This is a genomic window from Pseudomonas sp. PS01297 (assembly GCF_029959305.1).
GTDB classification, from domain to species: Bacteria; Pseudomonadota; Gammaproteobacteria; order Pseudomonadales; family Pseudomonadaceae; genus Aquipseudomonas; species Aquipseudomonas helleri.
This window is the reverse complement of record NZ_JASCPQ010000132.1, coordinates 1-11,625: the sequence shown is the minus strand read 5'-3', so window position 1 is coordinate 11,625 and position 11,625 is coordinate 1. Positions and strand designations below refer to the sequence as shown.

Here is an 11,625-nt window from a genome sequence, read left to right as displayed (position 1 = left end):
CGAGCTTGCCTCGCTTTGTTTTGTTCTTTTAAAAAGATCGCGAGGCAAGCTCGCTCCTACAAAGGGCACCACTTTAAAACAGTTTCAGCGGCTCTTCATTGAGCGCCGAGAGTTGTTCGCGCAACGCCAGCACCTGGTCGCCCCAATACCGCTCGCTGCCAAACCACGGGAAGCTGTGCGGGAACGCCGGGTCGTCCCAACGGCGGGCCAGCCAGGCACTGTAGTGCATCAGGCGCAAGGCGCGAAGGGGTTCGATCAGGGCCAGTTCACGGGGGTTGAAGTCGTGGAACTCGCTGTAGCCATCCATCAGTTCGGACAGTTGGCCGAGGCATTCCTGGCGATCACCGGCCAGCATCATCCACAGGTCTTGCACCGCCGGGCCCATGCGACAGTCGTCGAGGTCGACAATATGGAACACCTCGTCGCGGCACATCATGTTGCCGGGGTGGCAGTCGCCGTGCATGCGGATGTTGCTGTGCGGGGCGGCGGCGTACACGTCTTCGACCCGCTTGAGCAGATCGCGGGCCACCGACTCGTAAGCCGGTAACAGGCTGCGCGGGATGAAATTGCCTTCGAGCAAGGTGGTCAGTGAGTCATGGCCGAAGTTCTTCACGCCCAGGGCTTCGCGGTGTTCAAAGGGCTTGGTGGCACCCACCGCATGCAGGCGCCCAAGCAGTTGGCCGAGGCGGTACAGCTGGTCAAGGTTGCCCGGCTCGGGGGCACGGCCACCGCGTCGCGGGAACAAGGTAAAGCGAAAGCCCTGGTGTTCGAACAGGCTGGCGCCGTTATGAATGATCGGCGCCACCACCGGCACTTCGCAGTCGGCCAGCTCGAAGGTAAAGCGGTGTTCTTCGAGGATCGCTTCGTTGGTCCAGCGCTGTGGGCGGTAGAACTTCGCGATCAGCGGCTCCGAGCCTTCGATACCGACCTGGTACACGCGGTTTTCGTAACTGTTGAGGGCGAGCACGCGGGCGTCGCTGAGGAAACCGATGCTTTCGACGGCGTCGAGCACCAGATCAGGGGTAAGTGTTGCGAACGGATGAGACATGCTGACTCCTGCGCGCAGCAGGCTGCCGCGTCCGGCCAAGCATGTTAACGCAGACTGACCCCTGTAGGAGCGAGCTTGCCTCGCGATCTTTTAAAAGAGCAAAAGATCGCGAGCAGCAAGGGCTCATCGCTAAGCGCCGACGATCCCGCCGTCTTCGCGGCTGATGGCCATGACCGAGGAGCGCGGTTTGCCGTTGGGCAGGTGCTCGGGGAAGGTCGAGCCGCCGTTTTCGCCGGGGTGCTGGATACCGACGAACAGGGTTTTTTGATCCGGCGAGAAGCTGATGCCGGTCACTTCACAGCCCACCGGGCCGACCATGAAACGACGGATTTCACCGCTGTCGGGGTCGGCGCAGAGCATTTGGTTATTGCCCATGCCGGCGAAGTCACCTGTGTTGCTGTAGTCGCCGTCGGTCAGGATCCACAGGCGCCCGGCGTCGTCAAAACCCAGGCCGTCGGGGCTGTTGAACATGTTCTGCGGGGTGATGTTGGTCGAGCCGCCTTTGGGCTGTTTCGGGTGCACCACCGGGTTGCCTGCGACCACAAACAGGTCCCAGTCGAAGCTGTCGGCGCCGTGGTCGTCGTTGTGGGCTTTCCAGCGCAGGATCTGCCCGTAAACGTTCTTTTCGCGCGGGTTAGGGCCGCCGACGGGTTGGCCGTCTTCGCCGCGTTTGGCGTTGTTGGTCAGGGTGCAATACACCTGGCCGTCTCTGGGGCTGACCACGATCCACTCCGGGCGGTCCATGCGCGTGGCGTTGACCACGCTGCCCGCGAGCCGGGCGTGGATCAGCACTTCGGCCTGGTTGGCGAAACCCTGGCTGGCGTCGATGCCGTTTTGGCCGTGGCGCAGTTCGATCCACTGGCCTTGGCCTTTGGGGTGATCGGGGTGCTTGTCGCCCGCATCGAAGCGCGCCACATACAGCGTGCCGTGGTCCAGCAGGTCGCGGTTGGCCTTGGGGTTTTGGGTGTCGATGCGGTCACGGCTGATGAATTTGTAGATGAACTCCCCGCGTTCGTCGTCGCCCATGTACACCACGGCGCGACCATCACGGGTTTGTGCCAGTGCGGCGTTTTCGTGTTTGAAGCGGCCCAGCGCGGTGCGTTTGACCGGCAACGACTTCGGGTCGAACGGGTCGATTTCGACCACCCAGCCATGGCGGTTGAGTTCATTGGGGTTGGTCGCCAGGTCGAAGCGCGGGTCGTGCAGGTGCCAGTTGATCTCGCGGCTGGCGAGTGTGGCGCCGTAGCGCTTTTGCGCGGCGTCGAAGGTCTGCTGGGGGTCTGAGCTGCCAAAGCAGTCGGTGAAGTTTTCTTCGCAGGTGAGGTAGGTGCCCCACGGTGTTTTGCCGTTGGCGCAGTTCTGGAAGGTGCCCAGTACCCGGGCGCCATTAATGTCGGCCTGGGTGCGCAACAAGGCGTGCCCTTCGGCCGGGCCGCTGAGGCGGATCGGCGTGTTGCCGTGGATGCGCCGGTTGAACGGCGAGCCCTGAACGAACTGCCAGCCGTCGTCTTTGCGCTGTACTTCAACGACCGACACGCCTTCGCTGGCCTGGGCTTTGCGCACCTCTTCGGCCGACGTCGGCAGGCCGCCGTGGGGGTACAGGTAGCGGTAGTTGGTGTATTCGTTGTTGATCGCCAGCAGGGCACGGTTGGGGTCGTCGGGGAAGGCGAACAGGCTCATGCCGTCGTTGTTGTCGCCAAACTGCACTTCTTGAGCGTCGGCGCTGCCATTGCCGCTGGGGTCAAAGGCCGGGCCGTTGGTGTGCAGGGGCTGGCCCCAACTGATCAACACCGAGGCGCGGTAGCCGGGTGGCAAGCTGAGGCTGTCGCTGGTGGCGGCGTTGATGCTGGCAAAGCCCAGCAAGGGGCTTGCGGCCGAGCTGACCCCGGCGGCCAGCGCGCTGCGGCTGAGCAGGTTGCCGCCCAGAAACATTGCCGCGCCGCACAAGGCGCCTGCGCTGATAAACCCGCGTCGACTCAAGCCAACAATACGCTCAAGGTCGGTGGGGTGTTGATCATCCAGGAGGTTCATAGTGCGCAGGCCTTTTAAGGTTTTTGCGCAACCTTAAGCAGCGGTTATGACAGTGGTGTTGCAGAAAAGCCCTCACCCCAACCCTCTCCCGGAGGGAGAGGGGGCTGATTGGCGTTGAAATTGAATTCGCGTGCGGTCAGTTCCTTCTCCCTCCGGGAGAGGGTTAGGGTGAGGGCCTTGATTTACAGGGGTGTGCCGAGCAACACCAGGGTCGGTGAAAACTGCACATTGACCTCGCTGCCCACCGCTAACTGGAGTGTTTCGAGGTGTTGCGGTTCGCTCAGGGCGCACAAGGTTTGGCCGCTGGGCAGGCTGATGCGCACTTCGCTCGGGCTGTGATCGGCGTCGAGGATCTGTTCGATGCGCCCGCGCAGCAGGTTGTGCCCGGCCACCAATGGCTGGTCGGGCGCCGTGAGTTGCAGCCAGCCCGCCTTGATCAACGCCACCACCGGGGTGTCGAGGCTCAGTTCCAGGCGCTGGGTGCTGTCGTGGGTGATTTGCGCGTGCAGTGTCAGGCCGCCGGGCAGTTGCAGTTCAATCAGGTCGTTGTGGCCATGGCTGTGGATGGCTTTGACGCTGCCGTGCAACTGGTTGCGGGCGCTGGTTCTGAGCATCAAGCGGCCCAGCAGGTCGAGATCGCTGGCGTCTTCGGCGGCGTCCAGCACTTGGCTTTGCAGGGCTTGCAGGCGTTGATAGAGGCGCATCACCCGTTCCCCGGCCACCGACAGGCGCGCACCGCCGCCGCCTTTGCCGCCCACACTGCGCTCAACCAGCGGGGTTTGCGCCAGGTTGTTCAGCTCGTCGATGCTGTCCCACGCCGCTTTGTAGCTGATGCCCGCGCTTTTGGCGGCGCGGGTGATCGAGCCTTGCTCGGCGATGTGCTGCAACAAGGCAATGCGCTGCGGGCGGCGGGCGATGTGCTGGGTGAGCAAAGTCGGTAGTTGCATGGGGGCGTCATTCGCAAAGCAGGGTGAGCCCCGGAAAGTGCCTGCTCAGCCCCGTGGCGTCAAGGCGGCGCGTCGGGCCTGGGCGTGCGCGCCAGGCAATACACATCCACCTGTCGCGCGCCGGCCTGACGCAACAGGCGCGCCAGGCTTTGCGCGGTGGCGCCAGTGGTCAGCACGTCGTCCACCAGCGCCAGGTGCAGGCCGCGCACGTCAACCTGCGGGGCCAGGCTGAAGGCGTGGAGCAAGTTGCGCTTGCGGGCCTTGGCGTCCAGCGCCTGCTGCGCGGCGGTGTCTTGGTGGCGCAGCAGCCAGTCGTCGTGACACGGGATACCCAAATCGCGGCTCAACCACTGGGCGAGCATGGCGGCCTGGTTGTAGCCGCGCTGACGCAGGCGCTGGGTGGACAGCGGCACCGGCAGTAAACAGTCGGGTTGGGGGTCGCCAGTGTTGAACCGATCGCGCAGCGATTGGCCGAGAATATCGGCCAACAAGCGGCCATACGGCCAGCGGCTGTTGTGCTTGAAGCGGATGATCAAACTGTCAATGGGGAAGCCGTACACCCACGGCGCATACACCGACTCGTAGGCCGGTGGGTGCTTGATGCACAGGCCGCAGGTGAGCCCGGCCATCGGCAGCGGCAATGCGCACCGCTCGCAACTGTCACCCAGCCAGGGCAGTTCCAGCTCACAGGCTGCGCAGAGTGGCAGCGGGGTGTCGGTGCGTTCATCGCACACTAAACACGTTTGGTTAATTAATAACCACTTGTCAACCATGCTAAACAAGCGTGGTTGACAACTCATGTTGCATCCTCAAACATATTGCGCATCCGTGCCGTGCCTGAGGCGGTTGCTTCAGGTTCAAGTCCCAGCATAAACAAGAGAATCGCCGATGAGCGCCAGCACCCATGCCAACTTGCGACATGATTGGTCTTTAGCCGAAGTTCGAGCGTTGTTTGTCCAGCCGTTCAATGACCTGCTTTTTCAGGCGCAGACCGTGCACCGCGCGCATTTCGACGCCAATCGGGTACAAGTTTCGACGCTGCTTTCGATCAAAACCGGGGCCTGCCCGGAAGATTGCAAATATTGTCCGCAGTCCGGTCACTACAACACCGGGCTGGAAAAAGAGAAGTTGATGCAGGTGCAGGCAGTGCTTGAAGAGGCGGCGCGGGCCAAAGCCATCGGCTCGACGCGTTTCTGCATGGGCGCAGCCTGGAAGCACCCGTCGGCCAAAGACATGCCCTACGTGCTGGAAATGGTCAAAGGCGTGAAGGCCATGGGCCTGGAAACCTGCATGACCCTGGGCAAGCTCGATCAGGAGCAAACGGCGGCGCTGGCGCACGCGGGGCTGGATTACTACAACCACAACCTCGACACCTCGCCCGACTTCTACACCAGCATCATCACCACCCGTACCTACAGCGAACGCCTGCAAACCTTGAGCTACGTGCGCGATGCGGGGATGAAGATCTGTTCCGGCGGGATTCTGGGCATGGGCGAGTCGCTGGACGACCGCGCCAACCTGTTAATCCAACTGGCCAACCTGCCCGAGCACCCGGAGTCGGTGCCGATCAACATGCTGGTGAAAGTGGCGGGCACGCCGCTGGCCAATGCCGAGGACATCGACCCGTTCGACTTTATCCGCATGCTGGCCGTGGCGCGCATCTTGATGCCGCAAAGCCATGTTCGCCTGTCGGCCGGGCGTGAAGCCATGAACGAGCAAATGCAGGCATTGGCGTTCTTTGCCGGGGCCAACTCGATTTTCTATGGCGACAAATTGCTGACCACCGCCAACCCGCAGGCGGACAAAGACATGCAACTGTTTGCGCGCCTGGGCATCTTGCCCGAAGCCCGCCAGGAACACGCCGATGAAGTGCATCAGGCGGCGATCGAGCAAGCGCTGATCGAGCAAAAATCCAGCGAGCAGTTCTATAACGCTGCGGTGTAAGCCTCTTAACTGTAGGAGCGAGCTTGCCTCGCGATCTTTTAAACGATCAAAAGATCGCGAGGCGAGCTCGCTCCTACAGGTCTTGTGCAATCCATTTCCGAGGCCAGCATGTCTTTTGATTTAAGCGCCCGTCTGGCCGCGCGTCGTGCCGACAATCTATACCGTCAACGGCCATTGCTTGAGAGCCCGCAAGGGCCGCAGGTGGTGGTCGATGGTCAGCCTCTTTTGGCCTTCTGCAACAACGACTACCTGGGCCTGGCCAATCACCCGCAGGTGATCGAGGCCTGGCAGGCCGGTGCGTCGCGCTGGGGCGTGGGCGGCGGGGCATCGCATTTGGTCATCGGCCACAGCGGCCCGCATCACGCGCTCGAAGAAGCCCTGGCCGAGTTCACCGGGCGCCCGCGTGCGCTGCTGTTCAGCAATGGCTACATGGCCAATCTGGGGACGGTCACCGCCCTGGTCGGGCAGGGCGATACGGTGCTCGAAGACCGTCTCAATCACGCGTCGTTGCTGGATGCCGGTTTGCTCAGCGGCGCGCGCTTTAACCGTTATTTGCACAACGACGCGGCCAGCCTGGCCAAGCGCCTGGAGAAAGCTTGCGGCAACACTTTGGTGGTCACCGACGGCGTGTTCAGCATGGACGGCGATGTGGCCGACTTGCCGAGCCTGGCCCGTGAAGCCAAGGCCAAAGGCGCCTGGCTGATGGTCGACGATGCCCACGGCTTTGGCCCGCTGGGTGCGCAGGGCGGCGGGATTGCCGAGCATTTTGGCTTGGGCGTAGACGACGTGCCGGTGCTGGTGGGCACGCTGGGCAAAGCCTTCGGCACCAGCGGTGCGTTTGTGGCGGGTAGTGAAGAGCTGATCGAGAGCTTGATCCAGTTCGCCCGGCCTTATATCTACACCACCAGCCAGCCGCCCGCGCTGGCCTGCGCGACCCTCAAAAGCCTTGAGCTGTTGCGTAGCGAGCACTGGCGCCGCGAACACCTGAACACCCTGATTCGCCAGTTCCGCAGCGGCGCCGAGCAGATCGGTTTGCAGTTGATGGACAGCTTTACGCCGATCCAGCCAATCATGATTGGCGACAGTGGCCGGGCGCTGCGTTTGTCAGCGATGTTGCGTGAGCGCGGTTTGCTGGTGACCGCGATCCGCCCGCCGACGGTACCGGCTGGCAGTGCGCGTTTGCGCGTGACCTTGTCGGCGGCCCACACAGAGGCTCAGGTGCAGCTATTGTTAAACGCACTGGATGACTGTTGGCGAAAGCTGGAGCCCGACCATGCGTGATCGTCTGATTTTGCTGCCCGGCTGGGGCTTGGGGATTTCCCCGCTGGAACCGTTGGCCGCAGCCTTGCGCGGTCTGGATGAGCATTTGCGGGTCGAGGTCGAACCGCTGCCGGTGCTGGAGTCTGCGCAACTGGACGACTGGCTCGACGAACTGGACGCCAACCTCCCCGACAACGCCTGGCTGGGCGGCTGGTCTCTGGGCGGTATGCTCGCCAGTGAGTTGGCAGCCCGCCGAGGCGATCGCTGCTGCGGGTTGGTCACTTTGGCCAGCAACCCGAGTTTTGTTAGCCGTGAGGACTGGCCAACGGCAATGCCTAACGCCACCTTCGAGGCATTTATCTCAGGCTTCGCTGAAGCGCCGCACAGCACCTTCAAACGCTTTGGCCTGCTCTGTAGCCAAGGCGCGGCAGACCCGCGCGCCATGGCGCAATTGCTCTTGGGCGCAGCCCCCAAAGCTCAGCCGGCACCCTTGTTGGCCGGGCTGGAACTGCTGGGCCAACTGGATGTGCGCCCGGCACTGCAAGCCTTCAACGGGCCGCAACTGCACCTGTTTGCCGGGACCGACGGGCTGGTGCCTGTGGCGGCGGCCGAGGCGTTGCTGGCGCTGTTGCCCGATGTCGAAGTGGGTCTGATTGAACAGGCCTGTCATGCCTTTTTACTGGAAGCGCCCCACGAACTGGCGGCTGCGATCCAGGCTTTTTTACATGAGCTGGACGATGACTGATCTCAGTGTTGCAACGTTTGCAGGCCACTTGCCGGACAAGCGCCAGGTGGCTGTGTCGTTTTCGCGTGCGGCGGCCAGTTACGACAGCGTGGCCGAGCTGCAACGTGACGTCGGGCATGCGTTGCTGGCGCGTTTACCGGCTGATCTGGCGCCGCAGCGCTGGCTGGATTTGGGCAGCGGTACGGGCTATTTCAGCCGGGCCCTGGCCCAGCAATTCCCCCACAGTGAAGGGCTGGCGCTGGACATCGCCCAGGGCATGCTGGCGTTCGCCCGGCCCTTGGGTGGCGCGGCGCATTTTATCGCCGGGGATGCAGAATGCTTGCCGCTGCAAGCCGACAGTTGCGACCTGATATTTTCCAGCCTGGCGTTGCAGTGGTGCGGCGATTTTGCGCGGGTGCTCAGCGAAGCCCTCCGTGTGCTCAAGCCCGGTGGCGTGATGGCGTTTGCCAGCTTGTGCGTGGGCACGTTGAGTGAGTTACGTGACAGCTGGCGGGCCGTGGACGGGCAAGTCCATGTGAACCGCTTTCGTGAGTTTGCCGCCTATCAGCAACTGTGCGCTGACAGCTCGATGCGCGTGCTCGACTTGCAGAGTCAGCCCCATGTGCTGCACTACGCACAGGTGCGCCAACTGACCCATGAATTGAAAGCATTGGGTGCGCATAATCTGAACCCGGGTCGCCCTGAAGGGTTGACCGGCAGAGCGCGGCTGCACGCTTTGGTTAGCGCTTATGAGCAATTTCGTCAGCCACAAGGGCTACCGGCAACCTATCAGGTGGTCTACGGCATTCTGGAGAAAACGCGATGAGCCCAGCGTACTTCATTACGGGAACCGACACCGATGTTGGCAAAACCACGATTGCCGCCGGTTTGTTGTATGCCGCGCGTGAAGCCGGATTGAGCACCGTGGCTGGCAAGCCGGTGGCCTCGGGCTGTGAGATCGCCCCGCAAGGGCTGCGCAATGCCGATGCGCTGGCATTGATGGCCGAGAGTTCTGTGACGTTGACCTATGACGAGGTCAATCCGGTGGCCTTTGAGCCGCCCATCGCCCCGCACATTGCGGCGCGTGAAGCTGGCCAGGTGGTCAATGTACAAACCCTGCTGGCGCCCATGCGCCATGTGCTGGCCCAGCAGGCCGACTTCACCTTGATTGAAGGGGCGGGAGGCTGGCGAGTCCCGCTGTCGGGGCAAGACAGTTTGTCGGACCTGGCGCAGGCCCTCGACTTGCCGGTGATTCTGGTGGTCGGCGTGCGCCTGGGGTGCATCAGCCATGCCTTGTTGACCGCCGAAGCCATCGCCCGCGACGGCCTGCAACTGGCCGGTTGGGTGGCTAATATCATTGGCCCGAAAACAGCGCGCCTTGAAGAGAACCTCGCCACCCTGGCCGAGCGCCTGCCAGCCCCTTGCCTGGGCCGCGTGCCCAAACTCAAAACGGCCTCGGCACAAGCGGTGGCTGAACACTTGCAGCTGGACCTGCTGGACTGAGTCCTAAGCTGCGGGCTTGTCTTGCGATCTTTTAAGGATCAAAAGATCGCGAGGTGAGCTCGCTCCTACAGGATTCGATGACACTTCTACTTTCTGTGATCTGTTCGTACCAAGACGAACGGAGGCTTCGCGCTGCTTGACAACAAATGGGCGTAAACGTATGTTTCAAACACCTGTTTGACCGCAATAACAAATCTACGCGGTTGTTCATCCCCGGATTCATCAGCAGAGGTTTATCGCTATGCCTGATTACAAGGCCCCCTTGCGTGATATTCGCTTCGTTCGTGACGAACTGCTCGGTTACGAAGCGCACTATCAGAGCCTGCCGGCTTGCCAGGACGCTACGCCAGATATGGTTGACGCCATTCTTGAAGAAGGCGCCAAGTTTTGTGAGCAGGTGTTGGCACCGCTGAACCGCGTGGGTGACATCGAAGGCTGCACCTGGAGTGAATCCGGGGTTAAAACGCCGACGGGTTTTAAAGAAGCCTACAAACAATTCGTTGAAGGCGGCTGGCCAAGCCTGGCCCATGACGTCGACCACGGCGGCCAAGGCCTGCCAGAGTCCCTGGGCCTGGCGGTGAGTGAAATGGTCGGTGCGGCCAACTGGTCGTGGGGCATGTACCCGGGCCTGTCGCACGGCGCGATGAACACCATCTCCGAGCACGGCACTCCGGAGCAGCAAAATACCTACCTGACAAAGCTGGTAACCGGCGAATGGACCGGCACCATGTGCCTGACCGAATCGCACTGCGGTACCGACCTTGGCCTGCTGCGCACCAAGGCTGAACCTCAGGCAGATGGTTCGTACAAGATTTCCGGCACCAAGATCTTTATCTCGGCCGGTGAACACGACATGGCCGACAACATCGTCCACATCGTACTGGCCCGCCTGCCGGATGCACCGGCTGGCACCAAAGGTATCTCGCTGTTTATCGTGCCCAAGTTCAAGGCTAACGCCGACGGCACCCTGGGTGAGCGCAACGCCGTGTCCTGTGGCTCGCTTGAGCACAAAATGGGCATCCACGGCAACGCCACCTGCGTGATGAACTTTGACGGCGCCACCGGCTTCTTGATCGGCCCGCCGAACAAAGGCCTGAACTGCATGTTCACCTTTATGAACACCGCACGTCTGGGCACCGCCCTGCAGGGCCTGTCCCACGCTGAAATCGCCTTCCAGGGCGGTTTGAAATATGCCCGTGACCGCCTGCAAATGCGTTCGTTGACCGGCCCTAAAGCCCCTGAAAAAGCGGCTGACCCGATCATCGTTCACCCGGACGTGCGTCGCATGCTGCTGACCACCAAAGCGTTTGCTGAAGGCAACCGCGCCATGGTGTATTTCACCGCCAAGCAAGTCGACATCGTGAAATACGGCGTTGATGAAGAAGAGAAGAAAAAAGCCGACGCGCTGCTGGCGTTCATGACGCCGATTGCTAAAGCGTTCATGACCGAAGTGGGCTTCGAAGCCGCCAACCACGGCGTGCAAATCTACGGCGGCCACGGCTTTATCGCTGAGTGGGGCATGGAGCAGAACGTTCGCGACAGCCGCATTTCGATGCTGTACGAAGGCACCACCGGTATCCAGGCACTCGACCTGCTGGGCCGTAAAGTGCTGATGACTCAAGGCGAAGCGCTTAAGGGCTTCACCAAGATCGTCCACAAGTTCTGTCAGAACAACGAAGGCAACGAAGCAGTTAAAGAGTTCGTCGCCCCGTTGGCTGCACTGAACAAAGAGTGGGGCGAGCTGACCATGAAGGTCGGTATGGCGGCCATGAAAGACCGTGAAGAAGTGGGTGCGGCCTCGGTCGACTACCTGATGTATTCCGGTTATGCGTGCCTGGCGTACTTCTGGGCTGACATGGCGCGTCTGGCGGCTGCAAAACTGGCCGAGGGCACTTCTGAAGAAGCCTTCTATAAAGCCAAGCTGCAGACTGCGCGCTTCTACTTCCAGCGCATCCTGCCGCGTACCCGCACACACGTTGCGGCCATGTTGTCGGGTGCTGCCAACCTGATGGACATGAAAGAAGAAGACTTCGATCTGGGCTACTAAGCCCCGGTGAGTCACCTTAAAAAGCCGCTTCTCCTTCGGGAAAGCGGCTTTTTTGGTTTTCCCCTGTAGGAGCGAGCTTGCCTCGCGATCTTTTAAAGATCAAAAGATCGCGAGGCAAGCT

Annotated in this window: 10 protein-coding genes; 6 read left to right on the top strand and 4 right to left on the bottom strand. The window is 61.7% G+C overall.

Going from position 1 to position 11,625, the window contains the following annotated elements:
* Positions 1 to 73 precede the first annotated feature (73 nt).
* From QMX84_RS24400 to QMX84_RS24385, 4 genes are all read right to left on the bottom strand, one after another.
* On the bottom strand, positions 74 to 1,048 hold the full coding sequence (locus QMX84_RS24400; protein ID WP_282364991.1) for a serine/threonine protein kinase: 975 nt from the start codon (positions 1,046 to 1,048) through the stop codon (positions 74 to 76).
* Positions 1,049 to 1,177: 129 nt separating this feature from the next.
* Positions 1,178 to 3,079: a PhoX family phosphatase gene (locus QMX84_RS24395; protein ID WP_282364990.1), complete on the bottom strand. Its 1,902-nt coding sequence runs from the start codon at positions 3,077 to 3,079 to the stop codon at positions 1,178 to 1,180.
* A 182-nt stretch (positions 3,080 to 3,261) separates the two neighbouring features.
* Entirely contained in the window at positions 3,262 to 4,026 is a 765-nt protein-coding gene (locus tag QMX84_RS24390) for a TOBE domain-containing protein (RefSeq protein WP_282364989.1), read from the bottom strand.
* Positions 4,027 to 4,085: 59 nt separating this feature from the next.
* Positions 4,086 to 4,826 carry a ComF family protein gene (locus QMX84_RS24385; RefSeq protein ID WP_262125242.1) on the bottom strand — a complete coding sequence of 247 codons (741 nt, stop codon included), beginning with the start codon at positions 4,824 to 4,826 and terminating at the stop codon, positions 4,086 to 4,088.
* Positions 4,827 to 4,914: 88 nt separating this feature from the next.
* On the opposite strand from QMX84_RS24385, the gene bioB reads away from it, so the two are divergent.
* The 6 genes from bioB to QMX84_RS24355 all read left to right on the top strand — a co-directional run bounded on the left by bioB (position 4,915) and on the right by QMX84_RS24355 (position 11,504).
* Positions 4,915 to 5,970: a biotin synthase BioB gene (gene bioB / locus QMX84_RS24380; protein WP_048372289.1), complete on the top strand. Its 1,056-nt coding sequence runs from the start codon at positions 4,915 to 4,917 to the stop codon at positions 5,968 to 5,970.
* Between the two features lie 108 nt (positions 5,971 to 6,078).
* Positions 6,079 to 7,251 (top strand): 8-amino-7-oxononanoate synthase, encoded by a 1,173-nt coding sequence (bioF, locus tag QMX84_RS24375; protein WP_282364988.1) that lies wholly within the window; start codon positions 6,079 to 6,081, stop codon positions 7,249 to 7,251.
* The gene (locus QMX84_RS24370) at positions 7,244 to 7,975 is read left to right on the top strand and encodes an alpha/beta fold hydrolase (protein WP_282364987.1); all 732 of its coding nucleotides are present in this window, start codon (positions 7,244 to 7,246) and stop codon (positions 7,973 to 7,975) included. The genes bioF and QMX84_RS24370 overlap by 8 nt, the downstream gene beginning before the upstream one ends.
* A complete protein-coding gene (gene bioC, locus QMX84_RS24365) occupies positions 7,968 to 8,780 on the top strand; it encodes a malonyl-ACP O-methyltransferase BioC (RefSeq protein WP_282364986.1) in 813 nt (270 codons plus the stop codon). The genes QMX84_RS24370 and bioC overlap by 8 nt, the downstream gene beginning before the upstream one ends.
* The gene (gene bioD, locus QMX84_RS24360) at positions 8,777 to 9,457 is read left to right on the top strand and encodes a dethiobiotin synthase (protein ID WP_282364985.1); all 681 of its coding nucleotides are present in this window, start codon (positions 8,777 to 8,779) and stop codon (positions 9,455 to 9,457) included. The genes bioC and bioD overlap by 4 nt, the downstream gene beginning before the upstream one ends.
* A gap of 241 nt (positions 9,458 to 9,698) precedes the next feature.
* Positions 9,699 to 11,504 carry a phenylacyl-CoA dehydrogenase gene (locus tag QMX84_RS24355; RefSeq protein ID WP_048372280.1) on the top strand — a complete coding sequence of 602 codons (1,806 nt, stop codon included), beginning with the start codon at positions 9,699 to 9,701 and terminating at the stop codon, positions 11,502 to 11,504.
* Positions 11,505 to 11,625: the final 121 nt, after the last annotated feature.

Excerpts from the sequence above, each read along its gene's own strand:
- QMX84_RS24400 (WP_282364991.1), bottom strand. The coding sequence starts at position 1,048 with ATGTCTCATCCGTTCGCAACACTTACCCCTGATCTGGTGCTCGACGCC.
- QMX84_RS24395 (WP_282364990.1), bottom strand. The coding sequence starts at position 3,079 with ATGAACCTCCTGGATGATCAACACCCCACCGACCTTGAGCGTATTGTT.
- QMX84_RS24390 (WP_282364989.1), bottom strand. The coding sequence starts at position 4,026 with ATGCAACTACCGACTTTGCTCACCCAGCACATCGCCCGCCGCCCGCAG.
- QMX84_RS24385 (WP_262125242.1), bottom strand. The coding sequence starts at position 4,826 with ATGAGTTGTCAACCACGCTTGTTTAGCATGGTTGACAAGTGGTTATTA.
- bioB (WP_048372289.1), top strand. The coding sequence starts at position 4,915 with ATGAGCGCCAGCACCCATGCCAACTTGCGACATGATTGGTCTTTAGCC.
- bioF (WP_282364988.1), top strand. The coding sequence starts at position 6,079 with ATGTCTTTTGATTTAAGCGCCCGTCTGGCCGCGCGTCGTGCCGACAAT.
- QMX84_RS24370 (WP_282364987.1), top strand. The coding sequence starts at position 7,244 with ATGCGTGATCGTCTGATTTTGCTGCCCGGCTGGGGCTTGGGGATTTCC.
- bioC (WP_282364986.1), top strand. The coding sequence starts at position 7,968 with ATGACTGATCTCAGTGTTGCAACGTTTGCAGGCCACTTGCCGGACAAG.
- bioD (WP_282364985.1), top strand. The coding sequence starts at position 8,777 with ATGAGCCCAGCGTACTTCATTACGGGAACCGACACCGATGTTGGCAAA.
- QMX84_RS24355 (WP_048372280.1), top strand. The coding sequence starts at position 9,699 with ATGCCTGATTACAAGGCCCCCTTGCGTGATATTCGCTTCGTTCGTGAC.